At 60.2% G+C, this 26,964-nt stretch carries 26 protein-coding genes; 10 read left to right on the forward strand and 16 right to left on the reverse strand.

The genetic code is table 11. The annotated features are described in order from the left end of the window. The first annotated feature begins 143 nt into the window (after positions 1-143). Positions 144-1,979, forward strand: a complete 1,836-nt coding sequence (gene ilvD / locus AQ621_RS04175) for a dihydroxy-acid dehydratase (protein WP_058340389.1) — start codon at positions 144-146, stop codon at positions 1,977-1,979. Between the two features lie 85 nt (positions 1,980-2,064). Here ilvD and AQ621_RS04180 read toward each other — a convergent pair whose 3' ends face one another. Next, positions 2,065-2,439, reverse strand: coding sequence for a peptidoglycan-binding domain-containing protein (locus AQ621_RS04180; protein ID WP_145840242.1), 375 nt, complete (start codon positions 2,437-2,439; stop codon positions 2,065-2,067). A gap of 124 nt (positions 2,440-2,563) precedes the next feature. Further along, positions 2,564-3,655, reverse strand: coding sequence for an AI-2E family transporter (locus AQ621_RS04185; RefSeq protein ID WP_058340391.1), 1,092 nt, complete (start codon positions 3,653-3,655; stop codon positions 2,564-2,566). 132 nt (positions 3,656-3,787) lie between these two features. Between AQ621_RS04185 and AQ621_RS04190 the strand changes: the two genes are divergently transcribed. The 3 genes from AQ621_RS04190 to AQ621_RS04200 all read left to right on the forward strand — a co-directional run bounded on the left by AQ621_RS04190 (position 3,788) and on the right by AQ621_RS04200 (position 5,506). Next, positions 3,788-4,138, forward strand: a complete 351-nt coding sequence (locus AQ621_RS04190) for a hypothetical protein (protein WP_022988710.1) — start codon at positions 3,788-3,790, stop codon at positions 4,136-4,138. A gap of 97 nt (positions 4,139-4,235) precedes the next feature. Then, a complete protein-coding gene (locus tag AQ621_RS04195) occupies positions 4,236-4,484 on the forward strand; it encodes a hypothetical protein (protein WP_058340392.1) in 249 nt (82 codons plus the stop codon). A 122-nt stretch (positions 4,485-4,606) separates the two neighbouring features. Then, positions 4,607-5,506 (forward strand): haloalkane dehalogenase, encoded by a 900-nt coding sequence (locus AQ621_RS04200; RefSeq protein WP_058340393.1) that lies wholly within the window; start codon positions 4,607-4,609, stop codon positions 5,504-5,506. 14 nt (positions 5,507-5,520) lie between these two features. On the opposite strand, the gene AQ621_RS04205 is transcribed toward AQ621_RS04200, so the two are convergent. Next, positions 5,521-6,309: an acyl-CoA thioesterase gene (locus AQ621_RS04205; protein WP_058340394.1), complete on the reverse strand. Its 789-nt coding sequence runs from the start codon at positions 6,307-6,309 to the stop codon at positions 5,521-5,523. 197 nt (positions 6,310-6,506) lie between these two features. On the opposite strand from AQ621_RS04205, the gene AQ621_RS04210 reads away from it, so the two are divergent. After that, positions 6,507-8,033 (forward strand): DEAD/DEAH box helicase, encoded by a 1,527-nt coding sequence (locus AQ621_RS04210; protein ID WP_058340395.1) that lies wholly within the window; start codon positions 6,507-6,509, stop codon positions 8,031-8,033. Positions 8,034-8,052: 19 nt separating this feature from the next. Here the strand turns inward: AQ621_RS04210 and AQ621_RS04215 are convergent, their stop codons facing one another. The 4 genes from AQ621_RS04215 to AQ621_RS04230 form a co-directional block, all read right to left on the reverse strand. After that, positions 8,053-8,568, reverse strand: a complete 516-nt coding sequence (locus tag AQ621_RS04215; protein ID WP_058340396.1) for a dihydrofolate reductase — start codon at positions 8,566-8,568, stop codon at positions 8,053-8,055. Between the two features lie 203 nt (positions 8,569-8,771). After that, positions 8,772-9,611: a thymidylate synthase gene (locus AQ621_RS04220; RefSeq protein ID WP_058340397.1), complete on the reverse strand. Its 840-nt coding sequence runs from the start codon at positions 9,609-9,611 to the stop codon at positions 8,772-8,774. Then, positions 9,608-10,396, reverse strand: coding sequence for a prolipoprotein diacylglyceryl transferase (gene lgt, locus AQ621_RS04225; RefSeq protein WP_022988703.1), 789 nt, complete (start codon positions 10,394-10,396; stop codon positions 9,608-9,610). The genes AQ621_RS04220 and lgt overlap by 4 nt, the downstream gene beginning before the upstream one ends. A gap of 10 nt (positions 10,397-10,406) precedes the next feature. Continuing rightward, positions 10,407-11,204 (reverse strand): sulfite exporter TauE/SafE family protein, encoded by a 798-nt coding sequence (locus AQ621_RS04230; protein ID WP_058340398.1) that lies wholly within the window; start codon positions 11,202-11,204, stop codon positions 10,407-10,409. Positions 11,205-11,297: 93 nt separating this feature from the next. Here AQ621_RS04230 and AQ621_RS04235 point away from each other — a divergent pair, with 93 nt between their 5' ends. From AQ621_RS04235 to dxs, 4 genes are all read left to right on the forward strand, one after another. Continuing rightward, positions 11,298-12,071 (forward strand): NRDE family protein, encoded by a 774-nt coding sequence (locus tag AQ621_RS04235; protein WP_058340399.1) that lies wholly within the window; start codon positions 11,298-11,300, stop codon positions 12,069-12,071. A gap of 57 nt (positions 12,072-12,128) precedes the next feature. Continuing rightward, complete coding sequence (locus tag AQ621_RS04240) at positions 12,129-12,386, forward strand: exodeoxyribonuclease VII small subunit (RefSeq protein WP_022988700.1); 258 nt, start codon at positions 12,129-12,131, stop codon at positions 12,384-12,386. Further along, positions 12,386-13,282 (forward strand): (2E,6E)-farnesyl diphosphate synthase, encoded by an 897-nt coding sequence (gene ispA / locus AQ621_RS04245; RefSeq protein ID WP_058340400.1) that lies wholly within the window; start codon positions 12,386-12,388, stop codon positions 13,280-13,282. The genes AQ621_RS04240 and ispA overlap by 1 nt, the downstream gene beginning before the upstream one ends. 120 nt (positions 13,283-13,402) lie before the next feature. Continuing rightward, the gene (dxs, locus tag AQ621_RS04250) at positions 13,403-15,334 is read left to right on the forward strand and encodes a 1-deoxy-D-xylulose-5-phosphate synthase (RefSeq protein ID WP_058340401.1); all 1,932 of its coding nucleotides are present in this window, start codon (positions 13,403-13,405) and stop codon (positions 15,332-15,334) included. Between the two features lie 42 nt (positions 15,335-15,376). On the opposite strand, the gene ribA is transcribed toward dxs, so the two are convergent. The 6 genes from ribA to AQ621_RS04280 form a co-directional block, all read right to left on the reverse strand. Further along, positions 15,377-15,988, reverse strand: a complete 612-nt coding sequence (ribA, locus tag AQ621_RS04255; protein WP_022988697.1) for a GTP cyclohydrolase II — start codon at positions 15,986-15,988, stop codon at positions 15,377-15,379. Positions 15,989-16,040: 52 nt separating this feature from the next. Beyond that, positions 16,041-16,529 (reverse strand): cyclic pyranopterin monophosphate synthase MoaC, encoded by a 489-nt coding sequence (moaC, locus tag AQ621_RS04260; RefSeq protein ID WP_058340456.1) that lies wholly within the window; start codon positions 16,527-16,529, stop codon positions 16,041-16,043. A gap of 48 nt (positions 16,530-16,577) precedes the next feature. Continuing rightward, entirely contained in the window at positions 16,578-17,558 is a 981-nt protein-coding gene (locus tag AQ621_RS04265; RefSeq protein WP_145840243.1) for a Nudix family hydrolase, read from the reverse strand. Further along, positions 17,539-18,756: a bifunctional glutamate N-acetyltransferase/amino-acid acetyltransferase ArgJ gene (gene argJ / locus AQ621_RS04270; RefSeq protein ID WP_058340403.1), complete on the reverse strand. Its 1,218-nt coding sequence runs from the start codon at positions 18,754-18,756 to the stop codon at positions 17,539-17,541. Before argJ ends, AQ621_RS04265 begins: the two co-directional genes overlap by 20 nt. Positions 18,757-18,859: 103 nt before the next feature. Continuing rightward, the gene (gene secA / locus AQ621_RS04275; RefSeq protein ID WP_058340404.1) at positions 18,860-21,607 is read right to left on the reverse strand and encodes a preprotein translocase subunit SecA; all 2,748 of its coding nucleotides are present in this window, start codon (positions 21,605-21,607) and stop codon (positions 18,860-18,862) included. Between the two features lie 89 nt (positions 21,608-21,696). Beyond that, positions 21,697-22,635 (reverse strand): M23 family metallopeptidase, encoded by a 939-nt coding sequence (locus AQ621_RS04280; RefSeq protein WP_227508223.1) that lies wholly within the window; start codon positions 22,633-22,635, stop codon positions 21,697-21,699. 231 nt (positions 22,636-22,866) lie between these two features. Between AQ621_RS04280 and AQ621_RS04285 the strand changes: the two genes are divergently transcribed. After that, on the forward strand, positions 22,867-23,322 hold the full coding sequence (locus AQ621_RS04285) for a DUF721 domain-containing protein (protein WP_058340406.1): 456 nt from the start codon (positions 22,867-22,869) through the stop codon (positions 23,320-23,322). Positions 23,323-23,333: 11 nt separating this feature from the next. Here AQ621_RS04285 and lpxC read toward each other — a convergent pair whose 3' ends face one another. From lpxC to ftsA, 3 genes are all read right to left on the reverse strand, one after another. Continuing rightward, on the reverse strand, positions 23,334-24,248 hold the full coding sequence (gene lpxC / locus AQ621_RS04290) for a UDP-3-O-acyl-N-acetylglucosamine deacetylase (RefSeq protein ID WP_022988690.1): 915 nt from the start codon (positions 24,246-24,248) through the stop codon (positions 23,334-23,336). A gap of 215 nt (positions 24,249-24,463) precedes the next feature. Continuing rightward, on the reverse strand, positions 24,464-25,621 hold the full coding sequence (gene ftsZ, locus AQ621_RS04295) for a cell division protein FtsZ (RefSeq protein ID WP_022988689.1): 1,158 nt from the start codon (positions 25,619-25,621) through the stop codon (positions 24,464-24,466). Between the two features lie 100 nt (positions 25,622-25,721). After that, entirely contained in the window at positions 25,722-26,957 is a 1,236-nt protein-coding gene (ftsA, locus tag AQ621_RS04300; RefSeq protein ID WP_022988688.1) for a cell division protein FtsA, read from the reverse strand. Between the last annotated feature and the right edge of the window lie 7 nt (positions 26,958-26,964).

Raw genomic sequence — 26,964 nt, forward strand, 5'->3', positions numbered from 1 at the left:
GGTTGGTTTTATGGAATTCAGCCTGCGGGCTGAAGGTTTATTGTAAACACCGATCCGGAAAACAGCCATGCGAGGGGCACGGAATCTGTTATCCTCTCGGTTTCGCTTAGTCCGTTCAAAATTAAGGGAGAGAGCAGCACGCCATGCCCCAGTATCGTTCCCACACCTCAACCGCCGGCCGCAACATGGCCGGAGCCCGTGCGCTCTGGCGCGCCACCGGTATGAAAAATGACGATTTCGGCAAACCGATTATCGCCGTTGCCAACTCGTTCACCCAGTTTGTGCCCGGCCACGTGCACCTGAAAGACCTGGGCCAGCTGGTCTGTCGCGAAATCGAAGCCGCCGGTGGTGTGGCGAAGGAATTCAACACCATCGCCGTAGACGACGGTATCGCCATGGGCCACGACGGCATGCTGTATTCCCTGCCCTCCCGGGAGATCATTGCCGACTCCGTAGAGTACATGGCCAACGCCCACTGTGCCGATGCACTGGTGTGCATTTCCAACTGCGACAAGATCACCCCGGGCATGCTGATGGCCGCGCTGCGCCTGAACATTCCGACGATCTTCGTTTCCGGCGGTCCCATGGAAGCCGGTAAAACCAAGCTGTCCGAGAACAAGCTGGACCTGGTAGATGCCATGGTGATCGCGGCTGATCCGACCGCCACCGACGAGATGGTGGAAGAATACGAACGCAGCGCGTGCCCCACCTGTGGCTCCTGCTCCGGCATGTTCACCGCCAACTCCATGAACTGCCTGACCGAAGCCATTGGCCTGGCACTGCCTGGCAACGGTTCGCTGCTGGCTACCCATGCCGACCGCGAACAACTGTTCCTGAAGGCTGGCCGTCAGATTGTCGAAAACGCCAAGCGCTATTACGAGCAGAACGATGCCAGCGTGCTGCCCCGCAGCATTGCCTCCATGGAAGCTTTCCAGAACGCCATGACCATGGACATTGCCATGGGCGGCTCCACCAACACCATCCTGCACCTGCTGGCAGCAGCCCAGGAAGGCCAGGTGGACTTCACCCTGGCCGATATCGACCTGTTGTCCCGGGAGGTACCGCAGCTGTGCAAGGTGGCCCCGAACTCGCCCCTGTACCATATGGAAGATGTGCACCGCGCCGGCGGCATCATGGGCATTCTGGGTGAACTGGAACGCGGCGGCCTGATCAACACCGATCTGCCCACCGTACACAGCAAGACCATGAAAGAAGCCCTGGAAGTGTGGGACATCATGCGCTCCCCCACCGCTGAAGTGGTGGAATTCTATAAGGCCGGCCCGGCCGGCATTCCCACCCAGACCGCATTCAGCCAGAGCACCCGCTGGCCAAGCCTGGACGGTGACCGTGAGAACGGCTGTATCCGTTCTGTCGAAAACGCCTACTCGTCCGAAGGCGGCCTGGCCGTACTGTTCGGCAACATCGCGGTCGACGGCTGCGTGGTAAAAACCGCTGGTGTAGACGAAAGCATCTTCGTATTCGAAGGCAAGGCCAAGGTCTTCGAGAGCCAGGACACGGCCGTGGCCGGTATCCTGAATGACGAAGTGAAGGCAGGCGACGTGGTCATCATTCGCTACGAAGGCCCGAAAGGTGGCCCCGGCATGCAGGAAATGCTCTACCCCACCAGTTACCTGAAATCCAAGGGACTGGGCAAGGAATGCGCCCTGCTGACTGACGGCCGCTTCTCTGGCGGTACTTCGGGCCTGTCCATCGGCCATGCGTCTCCGGAAGCGGCTGCCGGCGGCGCTATCGGCCTGATCGAGGAAGGAGACACCATCCTGATCGACATCCCGAACCGCAGCATCAATGTGCAGGTCAGCAACGACGAGCTGCAGAAGCGCCGCGAAGCGCGGGATGCCAAGGGCTGGAAACCGGAAAACTCCCGTCCCCGAAAGGTGTCGGCGGCCCTGAAGGCCTACGCCCTGCTGGCCACCAGCGCAGATAAAGGCGCGGTCCGGGACCTGTCCAAGCTGGACTGATCCCAACAGGCCTTAAACAAAAAGCCCGCAAGCTGCCAAGCCTGCGGGCTTTTTTATGACATTGGCCAAAGCGGCCGGGCCGGGATTACCAGAGCGACCAGGCTTCGTCTTCGTCATCCTTTTCTTCAGCTTGCTCGGCAGCTTCAGGCTGCGGCTCACTTTCCGGCTTCGCAGCTGCCTGAGCGGGCGCCCTGGATTCGGGAGCAGCCTCTGCAACGACCACCATCCCGAGCGCCTTCTTGGTTTCTTCATTCAGGGTACCGCTGGCTTCCAGCCCCTGATCTTGCTGATATTGGGTTAACTCGGCCCGGGTATGTTCATCCAGTTTGGGGTTCACATTGTTTATATCGTACCCGGCGCCATATAAAGCGTGCTTTAGTGCGACAACATCATTGGCGTGGGACAAAGAGGCAGTGCCAAGGAGCGCAACGGCTCCCGCAGCGAGGACCAGTTTGTGCAATGGATGGCTGGCAGTTTTCGTGGTAAACGCCGGCTTACTCCTGATATCGCTTGAATATCTTGTTATTAGGGTAATGCGGCGCCCATCTCCACGGTCGAGGGCATTAACCCGACCCTAGCACAAGCTAACCCTCATCCTTGCTACCTGGTTCACATTCTGGCCGGGAAGCATGCGCCTCTTCGCCGAACTCCCGGATAAAAATCCCCCAGAACGCCATAAACAGCGCTGCCACCAGTGGCCCCATAACAAAGCCATTGATGCCGAACAGCACGATGCCACCGAGGGTGGACAGAAGCACCAGGTAATCCGGCATCTTGGTGTCCCGGCCCACCAGTATCGGGCGCAGCAGGTTGTCGGCCAGGCCGATCACAATGGTGCCAAACGCCGTCAGGATGATCGCCGGAATGATATCGCCAACGGCTGCCAGGTAGACCGCTGCCGGCACCCACACAATCGCTGCCCCCACGGCCGGCAGCAGCGAGACAATCGCCATCACCACCCCCCACAGCAAGGCGCCGGTAATACCCAGGGCCCAGAAGATCAGCCCCCCCAGCGCACCCTGGATAATGGCAATCAGCAGGTTACCCTTCACGGTAGCCCGGGTAACCTCGGCAAACTTGGCAAACAACAGCCGCTCACGCTCATCCCCGAGCGGCAACGCCTTGATCAGCAACTCAACCAGTTTATGGCCGTCCCGCAGCAGGAAAAATGCCAGGTAAACCATCAGCGCCAGCCCCAGAAAAAACTGGAAGGTGTTCTGGCCAATGCCCAGGGCCTGCTTGGCCAGGAACTGACTGCCGCCCAGAATGGCGCTCACCGCACGATCCCGAAGTTCACCGAAGTTGATGTCAAACTGGGCCAGGAAAGCCTGAATGGCCGGAAATGACCGGTTCACCTGGTCAATGTATTCCCCCGGCCGGATTTCCCCTTCCTGGATTTTCTGGTAGATGCCAACGCCTTCGGCAATCAGCGCAGTCCCGAGAAACAGCACCGGAATCACCACGATAATCATGCAGATCATAAGGGTGATCAGGGCATTGATGTTGGGGCGCTCGCCCAGGCGCCTGACCAGCAGTTGCTGGACCGGGTGAAAAATCAGGGCAATGGCCACGGCCCAGAAAATCGGCCCGAAAAACGGCTTCATCAGCCAGATAAAAGCAAACGACACACCCACCAGCATGGCCAGAAAGGTCCGTGTCTCGAGTTTTGCGTACATATCAAACATTCCTGAAGCAATGACGTTCCCGGCGAACCGGTTTTCCAGCCCCGCAGACTACCACGAGAGCGTGGCCACTGTAGCCGGATTCACGTTATAGTGACAGGTTATCGAACAGCAAATAAACAGGCCATGTTGTTGGATCCCGATAGCTTTACCATCGAAACCGCCCTTGAGGCTGCCACCGAACTGCAGAAGGTGCTGGCCGCCCGCACCCATCGCCGGAAAGTGATGGGGCAGGAGGTATTGGTGCCCGGGCAACTCGGCGAAGCCCTGCACCTGCCCCGCACCATCAGCCGGCTGACCAGCAAGCAGTTACGGCAACGGGAAAGAGGGCTGGAAGACTTCCAGGAACTCTGGCCCACGCTTTCCGAGTTCACCCGGCGCAAGGTAACCGACCGGCTGGGCTGGTACGACCCGAAAGACCTGGACTGGGACGACAAACGTTCCAACCGCCGCCCGGTAGTCGATCCTGACGCCTGATACGTATAACTGCTGAACCCGAACTGTGGAACGCCCGCTGGCAGACTTTGAATTGTCACAAAGCGTCCCTATGGTAGGTAGATCAGGAGGAATTCTTATGACACAACATCAACACTTCAATGCCTTTCTGGCAGAAAGAAGCGCAGTACCCACGCTGCTGTGCGGACATTGCCGCTCGATACTGTCCCGGGCCCGGATTTTCCGGAACCAGGGCGACAACCACCGGGACATCTGCTGCGACACCATCGGCCTGTGCTCGGCCGACGACTGCGGCGCCGTCAACTGCTGTGACGAAGCCCTCGCGCAGGTCGACAACCCCGAGCGCCTGTTCGATATTGCGTCCTGATTCAAAGCCGCAACGCTCTGTTACCGAACTCAAACACAGCAACATTCCATCTGCATTATCCTGAAGACTGAACATTGTCACCGCGACAATCGCGCAACCTATCAGTCAGGACAGTCGATGGCATGCGTATTCTGAGAACTGACGAAGCCCGCTTCGCAGGCCTCCCGGATTACCCTTTCTCCCCCAACTATCTGGATGTCGAACCGGGCCTGCGAATGCACTTCGTGGATGAAGGCCCGAAAAGTGCGGCACCGGTGGTGATGCTGCACGGTGAGCCTTCCTGGTCGTACCTGTACCGGCACATGATCCCCGTGGTCGCCGATGCCGGGCACCGGGTACTGGCGCCGGACCTCGTCGGTTTCGGAAAATCGGACAAACCCGTCGACACCGCAGACTACACCTCGGACAACCACGTAAACTGGCTGACCCGATGGGTCGAAGAGCTGGACCTGTGGAATATCACGCTGGTATGCCAGAACTGGGGCTCACTGCTGGGCTTGCGACTGGCTGCAGAAAACCACCGGCGCTTCAGCCGCATTATTGTCGGTAACGGAATGCTGCCCACCGGAGACTCACCGGTACCGTCTGTTTTTCGCCTGTGGAAAGCCTTTGCCAGCCACAGCCCCTGGTTTCCCGTAGCACGGATCATCCAGCTGGGTACCGAGAGAACCCTGTCCAGCGGCGAACTGGCCGCCTACGAAGCCCCCTTTCCGGACGCCCGCCACAAAGCCGGGGCACGGGCCTTTCCGAAACTGGTGCCCACCTCGCCCTCGGATCCATCCAGCGCAGCGAACCGGGAAGCCTGGCGGATACTGGAAAAATGGCGCAAGCCGTTTATTACCTGCTTCAGCAGCAGTGACCCGATTACCCGGGGCGGAGACCGGCTGATGCAGCGCCGCATTCCCGGCGCCTTCGGCCAGCCCCACATTACCCTCAGTGGCGGTCACTTCCTGCAGGAAGATTCACCCCGCCAGTTTGCCCGGGTGATACTGGACGCCCTGAAGGCCGAGATGGCCGCCTGACGCCCACTCCTGGCTTATCCGAACACGGTAACCGTCTGCCGGCTCAGCGCCACCAGCTCTCCGCTGGCAGTCCAGATACCGGCATGGGTGTGGCCGTAACCCGCTCCCGCCTGGTCAATGGTGGCCCGGTACAGCAGCCAGTCACCGGGATTGATCACCGGCCGGGGATGCACAATTTCCAGCGCCCAGCTCAGGGAACTGGCCGGCGCACGATCTTTCAGGTGCGGCAGTACCGCCGGTGGCCAGGCATCTACCAGCGCAACAATGTGGGCATCTGTGAACACTTCCGGAGTTTCCCGGAACTGCATCCAGCCGCCCATTTCACGGCCACCCTTACCGGAAAACGGCAAATTGCCGAACGCCCAGCGCATCTCGATGTGCTGGGTGAACTCCGGAGTCATACCCTTGATGTAGGGCAGCCCCTGACACTGGTCGACCGGCCTGGCTTCGGGCGCCGGAAGCGGCTCCACCTGAATGGCGGATTCCCGGTCTCCGCCGAAGCTGGCCAGGCAGACCAGGCGAGGCTCGCCATTCTGCAGAATCCGCCCCTGTACTTGCGAAACGGCCTTGCCTTCGCGCAACAGTTCGGCCTCGAACTGCGCCGGCACGCCGGGCTCCACCGGCCCGACAAAGGATACCTGCAGGGCTCTCATAGCCCGGCCTTCCGCTACCTTTGCTGCCATCACATCAAATGCGAGGGCCGCAACCAGGCCGCCAAACGTGGCGCGCCCCTGAGCCCAGTCAGAAGGAAGGGTCACTGTGCCATCCTGGCGTACTTCGGCCAGCAGCTGATCAAAGGTCATAGGCTTATTTTCCAGTTGGTTAGTATGCAAACCTCATAGACTGCACCAATCGCAACACGCCCGCAATAACCTTGCCCCGGCAACTACCTACCACCAAACCGGCATTATTCATATTAAAGCAGCGACAAAACGACTATAATGTTTCAAAATCACGCACTGCCCTGCGGTGCAATACCCTCCGAATACCGAGTACATTCATGTCAGAATTGTCTTTTGCCGAACTGGGGCTGGATCCAGCTGTACTGGAAGCCGTTTCCGCTGTTGGCTATGAAACTCCGTCGCCCATCCAGGCGCAATCCATCCCTGCCCTCCTGGCCGGTAACCACCTGTTGGGCGTTGCCCAGACCGGTACCGGCAAGACCGCAGCCTTTGCCCTGCCGCTGCTGAGCCGCATCGACGCCAACATTGCTGAACCCCAGATCCTGGTACTGGCTCCGACACGAGAGCTGGCCATCCAGGTGGCAGAGGCCTTCACGACCTACGCCAGCAAGTTCCGCAACTTCCATGTACTGCCCATTTACGGCGGCCAGGACTTTGCTCCGCAGATTCGCGGCCTCAAGCGTGGCGCCCAGGTTATTGTCGGCACCCCGGGCCGGATGCTCGACCACCTGCGCAAAGGCACCCTGAAACTGGGCAGCCTGAAGGCACTGGTGCTGGATGAAGCCGACGAAATGCTGCGCATGGGCTTTATCGACGACGTAGAAGCGATTCTGTCGAAAACCCCGGATACCTGTCAGCGCGCCCTGTTCTCGGCCACCATGCCGCCGCAGATCAAGAAAGTTGCGCAGACCTACCTGAAGAACGCGACTGAAGTAAAAATCGAGAGCGAGACCCGCACGGTTGAGCGTATCTCCCAGTTCGTTCTGCCGGTGTATGCCGAGCGCAAGCTGGATGCCCTGACCCGCATCCTGGAAGTGGAGCCGTTCGATGCCTCCATTATCTTTGTGCGCACCAAGGCCGAAACCACCCTGCTGGCTGAAAAGCTGTCAGCCCGTGGCCACGCTGTGGCACCCCTGAGCGGTGACCTGAACCAGCGCCAGCGCGAGCAGACCGTTGAAGATCTCAAGCGTGGCAAGAAAGACATCATCATTGCCACCGACGTAGCGGCTCGTGGCCTGGACGTGCCCCGGATTACCCACGTTATCAACTACGATGTGCCCTACGACACTGAAGCGTATATTCACCGTGTTGGTCGTACCGGTCGTGCCGGCCGTACCGGCAAGGCTATCCTGCTGGTCACTCCGCGTGAGCGCAGCTGGCTGCGTACTCTGGAGCGGGCCACCAACTCTCCGATGGAACCGTACCAGCTGCCGTCACCGGCTGCCCTGCAGAAAATGCGGGTAGAACAGTTTGAAGAGCAGCTGCTGGGCTTCACCAACGATCCCCGTTCTGGCAAGGCTATCGCCCTGCTGGACGAGATTGCCGAGCGTAACGACATGGACATGGCGGCCGTAGCCGGCGCCCTGGCCTGCCTGCTGGAAGCCTCCCAGCCGGATTCCCTGCCACTGGAGCAGCCGGAAGCCCTGCCGGAGATTTCTGCCGCACCCCGCCGTGATCGCAAAGGCCCGCCGCCAGGCAAAGGTGGTTTCCGTAAGGGCGCCCCAGGCAAGAAGTTCAGCAAGGATGGCAAGCCGGGCTTCCGCAAGAGCGGCCCGAAATCTGGCAAGCCCGCCGGCAAGGGCGGCAAGCCTGCAGCCAAGGGCCCCAAGCGCGCCCCGCGCTGAGGCCTGATCAGCTAGCCGGTCAGCTTGACCGGCTACGCTGGTAGACTACGAAGCTGTAGTCGTAAGGATTGTTGTCTGACGCGGAGAAGTCTTCGCGTCCGATTTCTTCCCACTCATCCCAGTTCACTTCCGGAAAATACGCATCTCCGTCTACCTCGGCGTGTACCTGGGTGATGTACATACGATCGACCATTGGCAGGGCTTCAGCATAGATCTGGCCGCCGCCGATGATCATTACTTCGTCTCCGCCTTCCAGCTCAGCCTGCGCTTCCGCTTTGACCAGTGCCGCTTCCAGTGATGACGCAGCAACGGTGCCTGCGGGTGCCTGCCAGTCTGCGTTCCTTGATATCACCACATTCATGCGCCCGGGCAACGGCCGGCCAATGGAATCCCAGGTTTTCCGCCCCATGATGATGGGCTTGCCCATGGTGGCCTGCTTGAAGTACTTCAAATCCCCCGGCAGATACCAGGGCAGCTGGTTATTCCGGCCGATCACCCGGTTTCGGGCCATGGCTACGATCAGTGCCTTTCTCACGCTTCTGTACCTCTCATATTATGCCCTGCCGCCGCTTACCGCTTGCTTGGGTTTAGCGGGGGACAGGGTAAGGCTTTCCAAAAAACGCTCCTTGCGGCACATCCATGTGGCGCTTCTGCTCCGCCATCCATGGCTCCGCAAATTTTTGGAAAGCCTTACCCTGTCCCCGGCACCCCAACTTGAGCGTATGCCGTCTTTAGGACTCAGATTGCTATAGGGGCCTTAATCACCGGGTATGGCTCATAGCCTTCGAACTCGAAGTCTTCCAGTTCGTAATCGAAGATGGATTCAGGTTTACGCTTGATGACCAGCTTGGGCAGCGGCCGCGGCTCACGCTTCAACTGCTCGAATACGATGTCGTCGGTCAGGTGGTTGCTGTACAGGTGGCAGTCGCCGAAGGTGTGGACGAATTCACCTACCTCCAGATCACACTGCTGGGCGATCATGTGGGTCAGCAGCGCGTAGCTGGCGATGTTGAACGGAACACCGAGGAACAGGTCGGCGCTGCGCTGGTATAACTGGCAGGAGAGTTTGCCGTCGGCTACGTAGAACTGGAACAGGCAGTGGCAAGGCGCCAGTGCCATGCGACCTTCACGCACGTTGTCCTGAGGGCTAACGGACTCGTCCGGCAATTCTGCCGGGTTCCAGGCGGAGACGATCAGGCGCCGGGAGTTGGGTTTGGTGCGGATCTGGTCGATGACTTCGCTGATCTGGTCAATCACGCGGCCGTCGTGGCATTGCCAGCTGCGCCATTGTTTGCCGTAGATGGGGCCCAGGTCGCCGTTTTCGAGGGCCCATTCGTTCCAGATGCTGACTTTGCGTTCCGCCAGCCAGGTGTTGTCGGTGGAGCCTTTCAGGAACCACAGTAGTTCGTAGATGATGCTGCGCAGGTGCACTTTCTTGGTGGTGACCAGGGGGAAGCCGTCCTGCAGGTTGAAGCGGATTTGCCGGCCGAATACCGAGCGGGTACCTACGCCGGTGCGGTCGCCTTTGTCGAATCCGTTGTCGACTACGTCTTGCATCAGGTCGAGGTAGGCTTTCATTGGGCGTTTCTCCGGTAAGCGAGGATCATCAGGGCGGCGCCGGCGGCAATCATGGGGGTGGAGAGCACCTGCCCCATGGTGAGCCAGTCAAAGGCCAGGTAGCCCAGTTGCGGGTCTGGCTGGCGCACGAATTCGGTCAGGAAGCGGAAGCTGCCGTAGCCCACCAGGAACAGGCCGGAGACGGCCATTTTCGGGCGGGGTTTTGAGGAGAACCACCACAGCAACGCGAACAGCACCACGCCTTCCAGGGCGAACTGGTAGAGCTGGGACGGGTGCCGCGCCAGGCTGTCCGGTGCCTGGGGGAAGACCATGCCCCAGGACACGTCGGTGGGCTTGCCCCAGAGTTCGCCGTTGATGAAGTTGCCGATGCGCCCGGCACCCAGACCCACCGGCACCAGGGGTGCCACGAAGTCCGCAATTTTCCAGAAGCCGGCCCCGGTTTTGCGGCCAAACCACCACATGGCCAGCATCACGCCCAGCAATCCGCCGTGGAACGACATGCCGCCTTCCCAGACCCTGAGCAGCCACAGCGGGTCTGCCAGGAAGGTGTCGAAGTTGTAGAACACCACGTAGCCGAAGCGGCCACCGAGGATGACCCCCAGCGCCAGGTAGAACAGCATGTCGCCCACCTGTTCTTCGTGCAGGGGCGACCAGGGCTTGCGGGTGCGCAGGCGGCCCAGCCACCAGCCGGCGGCAAAGCCGAGCAGGTAGGTCAGGCCATACCAGTGAATTTTCAGCGGGCCGATGGCGATGGCCACCGGGTCAAATTGCGGGTGTTGCAGCATGGAGTGTCTCTCAGCTCAGCAGGAATCGGAGGCCGACGATGATCAGGACGATGGCGAAGATTCGCTTCAGCAGGCGGCCGTCGAGTTTGTGCGCCAGCTTTGCGCCGATGCGGGCAAAGAACACGCTGGTAACCACAATACCGATCAGGGCCGGCATATATATGAAGCCAAGACTCATTTCCGGCAAACCCGGGTGTCCCCAGCCGGTCCAGATGTTGGCAGTGGCTCCGGCCAGGGCAATAGGCAGGCCAAGGGCGGCGGAGGTTCCCACCGCCTGCTGCATTTTCACGTTACACCAGGTCAGGTAAGGCACCGATATGGTGCCGCCGCCAATCCCGAAAATGGCGGAGGCCCAGCCGATAAAGCCGCCGGCTACGCCAAGGCCGGTTGTTCCCGGCACATCCCGGCCCGGCTTGGGGTTCACTTCCAGGATCATTTTCAGGGCCACCAGGATAGCGAAGGCACCGATGATGGTTTCCAGGGCCGGCCCGCTCAGTAAAGACGCCGTCCAGGCCCCGACCACTGCACCGCCGACAATACCCACAGTCAGGGGCCGGAACAGTTCCCAGCGCACCGCCTGGTGCTGGTGGTGGGTTCGGATGGAGCTGATCGAGGTGAACACAATAGTGGCCAGGGATGTGCCGATGGCCAGGTGCGCAGCGATTTCAGGGCTGACACCCACAAATCCGAAGCTGAAGATCAGCACAGGTACGATCACCAGGCCGCCACCAATGCCGAACAGGCCCGCCATGGTGCCGGCCAGGGCGCCGAGCAGCAGGTACAGAATAAATACGCCGAACAGGGTCATGAGTCTCAAGGGTCCCGGTAGGATTTCAGGCTGGTATGATACGCATAGTTGACTGTATCTGCAGCCTCCCGAACCAAAGGAAACGCCTGAACCATGTGCCTGATTGCCTTCGCCGTTGGCCAGAATCCCCGCTTCCCGCTGGTGGTGGCGGCCAACCGGGATGAATTTTTCCGGCGCCCCACTGCCGGCATGGACTGGTGGCAAGATTCCCACGGGCAAAAAGTACTGGCAGGCAGGGACCTGGAATCCGGCGGTACCTGGCTGGCTATTTCTCCGGACGGCCAGGTGGCTGCGGTTACCAACGTGCGCGAAGGCAGTACCGAAAGCGGTCGCCACAGCCGGGGTGAGCTGCCACTGCTGGCATTGGCCCGGCCACGGGCGGAATTGCAACATCATCTGAATTCCGAACCCGGCCGCTACGCCGGGTTTAACCTGGTGTCGCTGGCCGGTTCCGGCGGCTGGTATTACAGTAACCGGGACGCCCATCCCGGCCGGCAGGTATTCCGGGGCATGTACGGCCTGAGCAATCACCTGTTGCAGACGCCCTGGCCGAAGCTGCTGCGCCTGCGCACCGCCGTGGGCCACTGTGTCGAACAGGCCGGCGGCGATGCCGGCGCACTCCATCAGCAACTGATTCCCCTGCTGCAGGACAACAGCCCGGCCCCGGACCACGAACTGCCGGATACCGGCGTGGGCATCGAAACCGAGCGATTTCTGTCGGCGCCCTTCGTCACCGGTGAGCACTATGGCACCCGGGCCACCACGGTGGTGACGGTCTCCCGGGAAGGCGAAATCCACGTAACCGAACAATCCTGGGGGCCGTTCGGCGCCGCCCTTGAGCGACGTCAGTTCAGCTGGCAGCGGTAGCCCGGGGACTCTGATATAATCCGCCCAATTTCTGACACACCGGACCCGGAGGGCCCCATGGCCGGCGAGAGCAACAACAGCACATCCATTGCCGACTTTGAAAAATCCCTGGACGAACTGGAAAAGCTGGTTCGCGACCTGGAGCAAGGCGAGCTGTCGCTGGAGCAGTCACTGGCCGCGTTCGAGCGGGGCGTAAAACTCACCCGGGAATGCCAGAGCGCCCTGAAATCCGCCGAGCAACGGGTGGAACAGCTCGTCCAGAACAGCGATGGTTCGCTGGAAACCCGGCCCTTTTCCGCGGATGACAGCAACTGATGACCGACAGCACTTCCCCGGCCCTCGCCTACCTGGAACACTGCCGCACCCGCATTGACCACGAACTTGCCCAGGGCATCCAGCAGGCCTCGGTATCAGACCGCCTGCAGGAAGCCATGCGCTACAGCGTACTGGGAGGCGGCAAACGGATTCGCCCGGCGCTGTGCCTGGCCGCCGCCAGGGCTGTGGGCAGCCCGGAAGATGCCGCCGTGGCACCGGCCTGTTCACTGGAACTGATCCACGCCTATTCGCTGGTGCACGACGACCTGCCCGCCATGGATGACGACGACCTGCGCCGGGGGCGGCCTACAGCCCATATTGCCTTTGACGAAGCTACCGCGATCCTGGCCGGCGATGCGCTGCAGACCCTGGCGTTCACGCTGCTCGCTGATGCCCCGCAACTATCCGATACCCAGCGGGTTCGCATGATTGCCGAGCTGGCCCGGGCCAGCGGCCATCAGGGCATGGTGGGCGGCCAGGCCATTGACCTTGAATCGGTCGGCCTTGCGCTGAACATCGAACAGCTGGAAACCATGCACCGGCACAAGACCGGCGCGCTGATTGAAGCCAGCGTGCGGCTGGGCGCCCTGACCGCTCCGGCGGTCAGCGAACAGCAACTGAGCGCCTTGTCGGATTACGCCAGCGCCCTTGGCCTGGCATTCCAGGTGCAGGACGACCTGCTGGACATCGAGGGCGACACTGAAATCATCGGCAAGCGCCAGGGCTCCGACGCCGCCAAGGCCAAGCCCACCTACCCGGCCCTGCTGGGGCTGGATGGTGCCCGGGAGCGGCTCGGTGCATTGCTGCTCCAATCCAAGCAGGCGCTGGACGGGTTTAGCGAAGAAGCCGCTCCGTTGCGGGCCATGGCAGACTATGTGGTCAGCCGGAACCACTGACCGGATTATCGCCGCAACATACCTTTTTGTAACAACTGGCCCGGGAAGTATGAAACAGCCTGTCCTGTTCCCTTATAATGCCCGCCAGAGAATTCATCTTTCCGACAAAGACCCGAGCTGATGCAGGACACATATATTTTCAGGGAAATCCCGTCACAGCGGCCCAACACTCCGCTACTGGACCGGATTGAAGTTCCGGCCCAGCTGCGTGAACTTCCGCCGGAAGATCTGCCCCAACTGGCCCGGGAGCTGCGAGCATTCCTGCTCTGGTCGGTGGGCCAGACCGGTGGGCATTTCGGTGCCGGCCTGGGGGTTCTGGAACTGACCCTGGCTCTGCATTTTGTGTTCAACACGCCTGAAGACCGGCTGGTATGGGATGTGGGCCACCAGGCCTACCCCCACAAGATCCTGACCGGCCGCCGCGAGCAGATGGGCAGCATCCGCCGCAAGGATGGCCTGGCCGGCTTCCCGAAACGGGCCGAAAGTGAATACGACACCTTCGGCGTGGGCCACTCCAGCACGTCTATCAGTGCCGCCCTGGGCATGGCCATTGCCGCCCGCATGCAAAACACCGGGCGCAAGAGCATTGCCGTGATCGGCGATGGCGCCATGACCGCAGGCATGGCCTTCGAGGCCCTGAACCACGCAGGCCACCTGCATGCCGACATGCTGGTAATCCTGAACGACAACGACATGTCCATCTCCCGCAACGTCGGTGGCCTGTCCAACTACTTTGCCAAGCTGCTGGCCAGCCGCACCTACAACCAGGTTCGCGACAGCAGCAAGAAGGTCCTGAAAGGCACGCCACACCTGATGGCGCTGGCCAAGAAGACCGAAGAGCACTTCAAGGGCATGATCGCACCTGGCACCCTGTTTGAAGAGCTGGGCTTCAACTACATCGGCCCCATCGATGGCCATGACCTGCCGTTGCTGGTGGAAACACTGGAAAATATCCGCGAGCTTGAAGGCCCGCAATTCCTGCACGTGGTGACCACCAAGGGCAAGGGCTTTGCCCCGGCCGAGGCCGATCCGATCGGCTACCACGCCATCAACAAGATCGAACCGGTGCCGGCCAGCAAACCGGAGCCGGTAAAACCCGCCTCCCCCAAACCCAAGTACGCCAACGTCTTCGGCCAGTGGCTGTGTGATGCGGCAGAACAGGACGAGCGGGTTGTCGGCATTACCCCGGCCATGTGTGAAGGGTCAGACCTGCTGGCCTTCTCCGAACGCTTCCCGGAGCGCTATTTCGATGTTGCCATTGCCGAACAGCACGCCGTAACCCTGGCGGCCGGTATGGCCTGTGACGGCGCCAAGCCGGTGGTGGCCATTTACTCCACCTTCCTGCAGCGGGGCTACGATCAGCTGGTGCACGATGTGGCCATCCAGAACCTGGATGTGCTGTTTGCCATCGACCGGGCAGGCCTGGTGGGCGAAGACGGCCCCACCCACGCCGGCGCCTTCGATATCAGCTACCTGCGTTGCATCCCGAACATGGTGATCATGACGCCGTCGGATGAAAACGAAACCCGCCAGCTGCTGCACACCGGCCTGGAATTCCAGGGCCCGGCGGCGGTGCGTTATCCCCGGGGCACCGGCCCGGGCGCCGACATCCAGCAACAGCTGCAGGCGCTGCCCATCGGCAAGGGCCGCCGGGTTCGGGACGGCAGCCGGGTGGCCATTCTCAATTTCGGCACACTGCTGACACCGGCACTGGAAGCGGCCGAAGCCCTGGATGCCACCGTGGCCGACATGCGCTTTGTTAAACCGCTGGACGAAGCCCTGGTGCTGGAACTGGCCGAACAGCATGACCTGCTGGTGACCCTGGAAGAGAACGTGGTTGCCGGTGGTGCCGGCAGTGCAGTGACCGAATTCCTGAACGCCAGCCTGGTTACCATGCCGGTGCTGCAGCTGGGCCTACCTGACCGGTTCGTGGAGCACGGCAAGCACGAGGAACTGCTGGAAGAGTGCGGGCTGAATGCCGCAGGCATTCGCGAGGCCATCGCCCGGCGCCTGGAGCAACTGGGTTACCCGGGGCTGACCGCCACCAGGTAACCGGTACGCGGGCAACCCGGGTTGCCCGCAGCAATCAATTATTCAGGCCAGGTCGTCGTCCTGGTGGGTCTCAAGCCAGTGGCCCAGCTTGCTTTGCTTGGTATTCAGGTAATGCTCGTTATGGGGGTTACGGCCCACATGCAAAGGCACCCGCTCGGCAATCCGGATGCCGTAAGATTCCAGCGCCTTCACTTTCCGCGGATTATTGGTCATCAGCCTCAGGCTGGTAATGCCCAGATGCTCCAGCATGTCTTTGCACATGCTGTAATCCCTCAGGTCTGCCCCGAAGCCCAGCCGCTCGTTCGCCTCGACCGTATCTGCGCCCTCATCCTGCAACCGGTAGGCCCGGATCTTGTTCAGCAGGCCGATACCCCGGCCTTCCTGGCGCAGGTACAACAGAATGCCACGGCCTTCCCGGGCAATACTGCGCAGCGCTTCTTCCAGCTGGTAGCCGCAATCACAGCGCATGCTGTACAGGGCGTCACCGGTCAGACACTCCGAGTGGGTACGGGCCAGCAGTGGCTCGTCTGAGCTGATATCACCCAACGTCAGCGCTACATGCTCCTTGCCGGTATCCGGCTCTTCAAAGCCGTGCATGTCGAAAACACCGAACGGGGTGGGCAAACGGCAGGTCTCAATGTAACGAACAGCCACTGTAATTCCTCGTGGTTCTGACAAATGGGGCGGGCATTCTATCACGGTGGTACTAGGCGGGCGTAGTGCCGGCAACCCAGTGACCGGAACGACCACCTTTTTTCTCAAGCAAACGGACGTTATCAACCTCCATACCCTTGTCCACCGCCTTGCACATATCGTACAGGGTGAGGGCCGCAATGCTGGCTGCCGTCAGTGCTTCCATCTCGACACCGGTCTGGCCGGAGAGCTTGCATCGGGTCAGGATATGGACCGAGGCGCCATCGTCCCCCGGGGTCAGCTCCACCTTCACCGAGGTAAGGTTCAGTGCATGACAAAGGGGAATCAGGTCGTGGGTCCTCTTGGCCGCCATAATGCCGGCAATTCGTGCAGTGGCCAGTACGTCACCCTTCGGATGCTCGCCATCCACGATCATACGCAGGGTTTCCGGTTGCATACGGATAGTCGCCTCGGCCCGGGCCTCGCGCTCGGTTACGGCCTTGTCGGTTACATCGACCATCCGGGCTTCGCCCTTATCATCAAGATGAGTCAGCTTGCTCACGATTGTTTCCGCCTCAGTCATTCAATGGGTTATTTCAGCAAGGCCCGGTTACCACCAGAAACCGATCCCGGCAATCCCCTGGCCGCCAAGGGCCCTGGCCTTTGCTATGTGGCCGGGCTGCATACCGCCCAGTGCGTAGACCGGCAGCCTGGCTGCAGCGACCAGTTGCTCAAAGGCCTCCCAGCCCAGGGTTGGTTCTCCAGGGTGGCTGGCCGTGGGCAACACCGGCCCCAGCACCGCGTAATCCGCTCCCAGGCGCTCTGCCTGGCGCAGTTGCTCTGCACTATGGCAAGACACACCCAGCCGGACATTACCCGCTACAGGGCGCCCTGAAAGCCTTTCAGCTTCACGCCAGGGCAAATGCAGGCCGTCGGCCTCCGTAAATTCCGAAAGCAGGGCTGGTCCACCATGGAGCATTACCCCGACCGATGAGCCGGAACAGCGCGCCAGCGCCATCGAGACCAGCCGCCGGTACTGCTCCGGAACCAGCCCCGGCGCCCTTAGCACTACCAGGCCGTCGGTAACCCGCTGCAGGGCCTGGTCGAGCCGGCATTCACCCTCGCCTGGCCCAGCCAGGGAACCGGTAATGTGCAAAGTCCGGGGCAGTCTCAGGGCCCGGATGATCGGCCGGTTCGCCGCAGGAAAGTCTTCATCCCGCAGCTCTTCCGGGGTCAGCCAGAACACCGGCTGACCTTCCCTGCCCTCGGCTTCGCCTTCCGCCGATGCGGTCTGCCAGACATCCAGGAACACTTGCTTGTCGCCGTAGTCATGGCGAATACCAATCACCGGCTCCAGCGTTTCAGCCGGCACCCGAAGCCCGGTTTCTTCGGCGATTTCCCGCACCAGGGCCTGCTGTACGGTTTCTCCCGACTCTACCTTGCCGCCGGGAAATTCCAGCAATCCTCCCTGATGTACGTGCTCCGGCCGCCGGGCGATCAGTATCCGGCCATCACGCACGATTACCGCTACCGCGACATGGATCAGTTTCTTCACTGCCATGGCCGACGGCTCAGGTGCGGTATTCGGCATTGATGGTCACATAGTCGTGGGAGAAGTCGCAGGTCCACACGGTTTCGTGGACATCGCCCCGCTTCAGGTCAATGGCGATGGTAATTTCTTCCTGGTCCATTACTGTCTGGCCGCGGGCTTCGGAATAATCATCCGCCCTGCCGCCATTGCGTACCAGGCAGACATCGCCCAGATAGATTTCCAGCGCTTCCAGGTCGAGATCTGGTACACCGGCCCGGCCTACGGCCGCCAGGATCCGGCCCCAGTTCGGGTCTGACGCAAACAGGGCGGTCTTTACCAGCGGCGAGTGGGCCACGGTATAGGCTACGTCCAGGGCTTCCTGCTGGTTACCGGCGCCGGCTACGTCAATGGTGACAAACTTGGTGGCACCTTCGCCGTCACGAACAATGGCATGGGCCAGGTCCAGGTAGACCTGCCTCAGGACTTCCTTCAGCCTGGGCAGCAACGGGCTGTCTGCGGTAATTTCCGGGCCGGAGTACTGGCCAGTGGCCACCAGCATGCAGGCATCATTGGTGGAGGTGTCACTGTCGATGGTAATCCGGTTGAAGGACTTCTCGCCCAGCTCGGAGGCCAGGCTCTGGAGCACGTCCGGCGCAATATTGGCATCGGTAGCGATAAAGCCCAGCATGGTCGCCATGTTGGGGCGAATCATGCCGGCACCCTTGCTGATGCCGGATATGGTTACCGTGTGGCCATCCAGGTCCACCTGGCAGCTGGCACCCTTGGGCCGGGTATCCGTGGTCATAATGCCGCTGGCAGCTTCCGTCCAGCGATCTTCACGGCTGCCCGAAAGGGCTTCCGGCAACGCAGCAACAATCTTGTCCACCGGCAGCGGCTCGCCGATGACGCCGGTCGAGAACGGCAGAACGTCAGCCGTCTGGACACCAGCCTGCCCGGCCAGCTCGGCGCAGCAACGTTCGGCATCGGCCATACCACGGGCGCCGGTACCGGCATTGGCGTTGCCGGTGTTGATCAGCAGGTAACGGGGAGCACCCTGCTCCAGGTGGCGCCGGCTCAGCACCACCGGGGCGGCACAGAACTGGTTAGTGGTAAAAATACCGGCCACCCGGGCACCCGGTGCCAGCTCGAACACCACGACGTCTTTGCGGCCGGGCTTTTTGATGCCGGCGCTGGCAATGCCAATCTTCACCCCGGCCACCGGGAAAAACTCGGGTAAGGTTCCTGGACCTACCGCCATGCCTGTCTCCTTGAATAATCCTGATCAATAAACGACAAAACCCGCAAGCTGCCAGCACTCTGGCGGTTTGCGGGTTCTGGTGCTTCGGTGCCGGGCTGGTCGGTTAGCTGACCTTGCCGCAGCACTGTTTGTATTTCTTGCCAGATCCGCAGGGGCAGGGCTCGTTTCGGCCCACTTTTCGCTCCTGGCGTACAAAGGTATCCGGCGTGGTCTGCTGGCCTTGCTGGCCGTCTTCGCCGTCACCTTCACCTTCCGCTGCCCGGGCGGCGCTGGTTTCGTCATGGCGGAGCTTGGCAAGGGCCATTTCCCGCTCCAGCTCTTCCTTGCGACGGCGCTCGATCTCTTCCATTTCCTCGCGGCTCTGCACCCGAACGTGGCTCAGCACCCGGGCAACATCACGCTTCATGGTATCAAGCATGGTCTCGAACAGGTTGAAAGCCTCACGCTTGTATTCCTGCTTCGGGTTCTTCTGGGCGTAGCCACGCAGGTGAATACCGCGACGCAGATGATCCATGTTCGACAGGTGTTCTTTCCACAAGGTGTCGAGCACCTGCAGGAACACCTGTTTTTCGAACTTGCGCATGGCTTCGGCGCCGGCGATTTCTTCCTTGGAGCGGTATTCGGCCACAATCGCGTCGAGGATCTTCTGGCGAAGGTTCTCCTCGTACAGCTTGTTGTCTTCTTCCAGCCACTTCTGAACCGGAAGGTCCACGGCCATCTCGGACTGCAGCTGAGCTTCCAGGCCGGCCACATCCCACTGCTCCGGCATGCTCTGGGGCGGAATGAACTCGCTGATCAGGGCATCCACCACATCGGCCCGGATGGTGTCGACCATCTCGGAAATATCGTTGGAGGCCATCACCTCGTTACGCTGATCATAGATCACCGTACGCTGGTCGTTGGCCACGTCATCGTATTCCAGCAGGGTTTTACGCATGTCGAAGTTGCGACCTTCCACCTTGCGCTGGGATTTCTCGATGGCGTTGGAAACCATGCGGTGTTCGATGGCCTCGCCCTTCTTCATGCCCATGGCCTGCATCAGGTTCTTCACCCGCTCCGGGGCAAAGATCCGCATCAGGTTATCTTCCAGTGACAGGAAGAAGCGGGAAGAACCCGGATCGCCCTGACGGCCGGCACGGCCCCGCAACTGGTTGTCGATACGGCGGGATTCGTGGCGCTCGGTACCGACAATGTGCAGGCCACCGGCGTCCAGCACCTGGTTGTGACGCTCGGTCCACTCGGCCTTGATGCGGGCAACTTCTTCCTCGGAAGGGTTGTCCAGGCCGGCCACTTCGTGCTCCCAGTTACCACCCAGCACAATATCGGTACCACGGCCCGCCATATTGGTGGCGATGGTGACCGCACCGGGGCGGCCCGCCTGGGCAATGATCTGAGCTTCAGACTCGTGCTGCTTGGCGTTCAGGATCTTGTGGTCGATCCGTGCCTTTTTCAGCAGCATGGACAGCAATTCAGACGCCTCGATGGAGGCCGTACCCACCAGTACCGGGCGACCTTCGGAGGTTACATCCTTGATCTCGTCGATAATGGCGTGGAATTTCTCTTCCTGGGTCAGGTACACCAGGTCGTTGTAGTCAATCCGCTGGATCGGCTTGTTGGGTGGAATCACCACCACGTCCAGGCCGTAGATCTGGCGGAACTCGAAGGCTTCGGTATCGGCGGTACCGGTCATGCCCGCAAGCTTCTCGTACAAACGGAAATAGTTCTGGAAGGTGGTGGAGGCCAGGGTCTGGCTCTCGGCCTGGATTTTCAGACCCTCTTTCGCCTCGATGGCCTGGTGAAGGCCTTCGCTCCAGCGGCGGCCCGGCATGGTGCGGCCGGTGTGTTCGTCAACAATGACCACCTGCCCGCCCTGGACAATGTAATCCACATCTTTCTGGAACAGGTGGTGGGCGCGCAGGGCTGAGTGGACGTGGTGCAGCAGGCTCAGGTTAGCCGCGGAATACAGGCTTTCACCTTCCTGCAGCAGGCCACGGCCCAGCAGCAGTTCTTCCACTTTCTCGTGACCGCTCTCGGTCAGCTCCACCTGACGGGATTTTTCATCGATGGTGAAGTCGCCGCTGGCTTCGCCGGCTTCGTCTACCTCACCTTTTTCCAGGCTCGGTACCAGGCCGTTAACCGCCTGATACAGCTTGGAGGAATCTTCTGCCGCACCGGAAATAATCAGCGGGGTACGGGCTTCGTCGATCAGGATGGAATCCACCTCATCCACGATGGCATAGTTCAGCCCGCGCTGGACCTTGTCTTCAATACTGAAGGCCATGTTGTCGCGCAGGTAATCGAAGCCGAACTCGTTGTTGGTACCGTAGGTAATATCGGCCTGGTAGGCCGCGCGCTTTTCTTCCGGCGGCTGGCCGGCAACCACTACGCCGATGGTGAGCCCCAGGAACCGGTACAGCTTGCCCATCCACTCGGCATCACGGCTGGCCAGGTAATCGTTCACGGTAACAACGTGAACACCCTTGCCCGGCAATGCGTTGAGGTATACCGACGCAGTAGCCACCAGGGTTTTACCCTCACCGGTCTTCATCTCGGCGATGCGGCCTTCGTGCAGGGTCATACCACCGATCAGCTGCACGTCGTAATGGCGCATGCCCATTACCCGGCGGCTGGCTTCACGTACGGTGGCAAAGGCTTCGGGAAGCAGCGCATCCAGCGCTTCGCCTTCTTCAAGGCGCCGGCGGAACTCCGCCGTCTTGCCTTGCAGCTCTGTATCCGACAAACCGCCAAATTGTTCTTCAAGGTCGTTGATGCGCAAGACCGCCTTGCGCATGCGCTTGATCTCTCTGGCGTTTTTACTGCCGAACATCTTGGTTGCAAGCTTTGAGAACATAGACCACTGCTTCTTCAGTTAAACGGAGGAAGCCGGCATTCTAACCTTATTTGGCGACAGGACAAAAGGCAGGGTTCACGGGAATGATATCAGCGGCTTGCCCGCTGGATATATTTGACAGGATCTTCGGTCTTTCCATTACGGATAACTTCGAAATGTACGTGCGGTCCGGTAGAGCGACCGGTGCTGCCCATCAGTGCAACCACCTGGCCTTTCTGGACCACATCGCCGATCTTGACCTTGACGGTTTTGGCGTGGGCGTAGCGGGTAACCAGGCCATCGCCGTGGTCCACTTCTACCAGGTTGCCATAGCCGTAACGCTCGCCGGCCCAGGTGACCACACCACTGGCCACGGCAATAATGTCGCTGCCGTCCTTGCCGGCCAGGTCCACGCCACCGTGCCAGGTACGTTTGCCGGTGAACGGATCGGAACGGTAACCGTACTTGGAAGACAGCCAGCCCCAGGTGATCGGCCGGCCCTGCACATAGCGTTCATCTTCCAGCTTTTGCCGGGACGACACCTTATCCAGCAGGCGCAGTTGTTTCTCGCGGTCTTCCAGCTGACGCTCCAGCTGGAAAATCATTTCGGTCAGCTCCGGGGCACTGTAGGAATCACCGGCAAGGCCCAGTTCTTCCGGACCACCCACCGCCGGCGGCTGGTCGAAGTTGAATTCATCACTGGCCACCAGGCCCGATTCCATAAAGCGCTGGCCGAGCGCATCCAGGCGCAGCATCCGGCCCTGGATCTGGCCCAGGCGAAGGGTCAGTGCGTCGACCTGCTGTTGTACATCTTCCCGAACACGGGCAAGCTGGGCCTTCTGCTGCTCCAGCTTTGAACGCCATTCAGCCACCAACTCGGATTCGGTCGGTTGTTCAGCGGCTGCCTTGGTAACGGCTACCTGATAGCCCGCCCAGCCGGCCGCCAGGATAAGCGCCAGCACAAGGAAAATCAGCCCGGCCAGAACACCGCCATTCAACGCGACAGCCTTTGACTGGCCATGGCGTTTGCCAACGAAAATTACATTCATATCGTCATTCGGTGCCATCGAAGAGTCGCAACCTGTTCCCTGTAGTGCTGCGACCCGGAAAATTTTCGAGTGGGTCTGCTATCCTTGCAACAACTACGTATTGAATAGACGCAGTGCCAGCTGGACACACTCTCTCGCGACAATGTAAAACGGGAGCAATGCTGGCACCATCAAAAAAACGTGCCGAAGTGTAACCAATCGTAAACGGGCTCGTCGAGACAAAAACTGTCAATGAATGAAAAATCCGATCAAAAAATGATCTTCCGCACAAACAGCGGCCCGGCCCCCGCCTCCACCCTGAAGGAGCTGATGGCCCGGGCGGAACTGCATTTACAGGCGGAACAACAGGTGCTCGAAGCCATACCCGCAGAACTTCGGACAGGCACCCGATTTGTCAGTTGCCAGGATGGCGAACTGGTTCTGGCTACAGATAACGCCAGCAAGGCCACGCGATTGCGCTTCCGCCAGCACGAAATTATGGAGGCATTACGGGAGAACGAACTGTTCCGCTTTGTCTGGAAGGTGCGCATCAAGGTCAGCCCGCTCAGATATCGGGCGCGCAAGAAAGTCGAAAAAATACCTTTGAGCCAAGAAAATGCCCGGCTCCTCAAAGAGGAAGCCGGGCACACGAAGGATAAAGCTTTGCGCGAGGTTCTCGAAAAACTCGCCAGCCACGTGCGGGATTAAGGCGTCCGGCCTTAACCCACCGCCAGCACAGGCTTCATATAAGAGATAGGTGCAGTGGCTTCGTCATCGAAGGTCACCACTTCCCATGCATCTTCTTCAGCCCTGAGCTTGCGCAGCAGCTTGTTGTTCAGGTCGTGACCTGATTTGATACCACGGAACTCACCAATCAGGCTGTTGCCCAACAGGTAAAGGTCGCCGATAGCATCCAGTACCTTGTGCTTGACGAACTCGTCGTCGTAGCGCAGACCGTCTTCGTTCAGGATCTTGTAGTCGTCAACCACGATGGCGTTGTCGACGCTACCACCGAGGGCCAGGTTCATGGCCCGCAGCTTCTCGATATCCCGCATAAAGCCGAAAGTACGGGCACGGGATACTTCTTTCACGAACGACGTGGAAGAGAAGTCTACCGTTGCGGTCTGGGCGCGACCCTTGAACACCGGATGGTCGAAGTCGATACCGAAGCTGACCTTGAAGCCTTCGAACGGCAGGAAGGTTGCTTTCTTACCGTCTTCTTCCACGGTGACTTCACGCTTGATGCGGATGAAGCGCTTGGCGGCTTCCTGCTCGGCGATCCCTGCAGACTGCAGCAGGAATACAAACGGGCCGGCGGAACCGTCCATGATCGGCACTTCTGCCGCACTGAGTTCGACATAGCAGTTGTCGATTCCGAGACCAGCCATGGCCGAGAGCAAATGCTCAACCGTCGCCACACGGACACCGTCTTTTACCAGCGTCGTGGACAGCATGGTCTCACCCACATTCTCCGCACAGGCACGGATCTCGACCATCGGGTCCAGGTCGGTGCGGCGGAAGATGATTCCTGCATCGACAGGTGCCGGCTTCAGCGTCAGGTAAACCTTTTCCCCTGAGTGCAGGCCTACACCAGTCGCGCGGATGGTGTTTTTGAGTGTCCGTTGTCTGATCATCGGTTCATTATTCCGTCACAAAAGTTCGATATTCTGAGCAAAAAACTGCCCGCAGAATATCAGAATTCAAGACTGAGCACCATTTAACCAGCATGACTTTACTTAACTTTTGCAATAGTCATCGGCTATGGTCAATCAGCTCACGTTTGACTAAGGCTTTCGGTTCCCTGGAGAAACATCAGAAACCGGACCTCCGTCATATTTGAGACAGATTATCAATCAGCCTGCCGGCGAAGGAATGCGGGAATATCGAGATAGTCCACGCCCTGCTCTTCGCTTTCTTTGCTCTGGTCCAGTGCCACATTGCCCTGGGTTACCGCGCGACGACGCAACACCGCCGGGCGGTCCAGCTGGTTGTAGTCGGTCTTGCCATCCAGGGTACGGGTGTTATCCACCACCTTGGTCGGCTTCTCGCGCTCACCGCCCAGACCGGTCGCAACCACAGTAACCTTCAGTTCTTCGGTCATTTCCGGATCGATCACGGTGCCCACCACCACGGTGGCGGAGTCAGACGCGAATTCGCGAACGATATCGCCCACCTCGGAGAACTCACCCAGGTTGAGGTCCATACCGGCAGTGATATTAACCAGGATGCCCTTGGCGCCCTGCAGGTTGATATCTTCCAGCAGCGGGCTGCGTACGGCCGCTTCTGCTGCTTCACGGGCTCGGTTCTCGCCGGTGGCGCGGCCGGTACCCATCATCGCCATGCCCATTTCGGACATTACGGTTTTCACGTCGGCAAAGTCGACGTTGATCATACCGTTACGGGTAATCAGGTCGGCAATACCCTGCACAGCGCCAAGCAGTACGTCGTTGGCGGAGGCAAAGGCGTCCAGCAGGCTGGTTTTCTTGCCCATGACCGCCAGCAGTTTTTCGTTCGGAATGGTAATCAGGGAGTCAACGCTCTCTTCCAGTTCCTTCAGGCCGGATTCAGCCACGCTCATGCGCTTGCCGCCTTCGAACTGGAACGGCTTGGTGACCACGGCAACGGTCAGGATACCCAGTTCACGGGCAACCTCTGCCACGATCGGCGCAGCACCGGTACCGGTACCACCGCCCATACCTGCGGTGATGAACACCATGTCTGAGCCGCTCAGGGCCTCGGCAATGCGGTCACGGTCTTCCAGCGCAGACTGGCGACCGACTTCCGGGTTGGCGCCGGCACCCAGGCCCTTGGTGATGTTTCCACCGAGCTGGATGATCTGGCGGGCGTCCAGGTTCTTCAGTGCCTGGGCGTCTGTGTTGGCGCAGATAAATTCCACACCTTCAATGTCGCTGTTAAGCATGTGGCGAACAGCGTTACCGCCACCACCACCAACACCGACAACCTTGATTACTGCGTTTTGCTGAACATTATCAACGAGTTCAAACATATCCCCTACTCCTTCGTGCGGTTTCCGACCTGTCCCGGCCGGCTATTTCGATCGTTTTTTGCTTTTCGAGAAACCTTCGTGCCTTACCCCCGGCCTACCGTCAGAAATGACCGGTAAACCAGGCTTTCATCCGCTCAACCAGTGAGGGTGCATCCTCACCCTTGAGCGCCGGCGCCCGGCCAAGATCCATTTGCCGGAAGCCATGGATCAGCAACCCCACGCCCGTGGCGTAAATCGGGTTGTTGACCACTTCCGTCATGCCGGAGACTTTCTGCGGACAGGCAAGCCTGACCGGCATGTGGAAGATTTCTTCGGCCAGTTCCACCACCCCTTCCATGGTGGAAGAACCGCCGGTAATCACGATGCCGGCCGGAATCAGGTCTTCAAACCCGGACCGGCGCAGCTCCGACTGAACCAGGGTGAACAGCTCCTCGTAACGGGGCTCCACCACTTCTGCCAGGGCCTGGCGGGACAGATCGCGGGGTGCGCGATCGCCCACACTGGGCACCTTGATGGTTTCGTCGGCGCCTGCGAGCTGGGTCAGCGCACAGGCATATTTGATCTTGATCTCTTCTGCGTTCTGGGTGGGCGTACGCAAGGCCATGGCGATGTCGTTGGTCACCTGGTCGCCGGCGATGGGAATCACCGCAGTATGGCGAATGGCGCCACCGGTAAACACGGCGATATCGGTGGTACCGCCACCGACGTCCACCACGCACACACCCAGCTCTTTCTCGTCTTCGGTGAGAATGGCGTGGCTCGAGGCCAGCTGTTCCAGGATGATGTCGTCCACCTCCAGGCCGCAGCGCTCCACGCACTTTTCAATGTTCTGGGCGGCGTTCACGGCGCAGGTAACCAGGTGCACCTTGGCTTCGAGGCGCACGCCGGACATGCCCATAGGCTCCTTGATGCCTTCCTGGTTATCGATCACAAATTCCTGCGGCAGGATATGCAGGATTTTCTGATCCGCCGGAATGGCCACAGCCTGGGCAGCATCGATCACCCGGTCGATATCCGCCTGGGTCACTTCCCGGTCCCGGATGGCCACGATGCCGTGGGAATTCAGGCTCTTGATGTGGCTGCCGGCAATGCCGGCATACACCGAGTGAATCCGGCACCCCGCCATCAGCTCCGCTTCTTCCACGGCGCGCTGGATAGCCTGAACAGTGGTTTCGATATTCACCACCACACCACGCTTGAGGCCGCGGGACGGGTGGGAACCGATCCCCACTACTTCGATCGTTCCATCCATCTTGCGCTTGCCGACAATCGCAACCACCTTGGAGGTTCCGATATCCAGGCCGACAATCATGTTTTCCGTTTCAACCGATGACATGTGTTTC

This window comes from Marinobacter sp. P4B1, assembly GCF_001447135.1.
Classification (GTDB): Bacteria; Pseudomonadota; Gammaproteobacteria; order Pseudomonadales; family Oleiphilaceae; genus Marinobacter; species Marinobacter vinifirmus.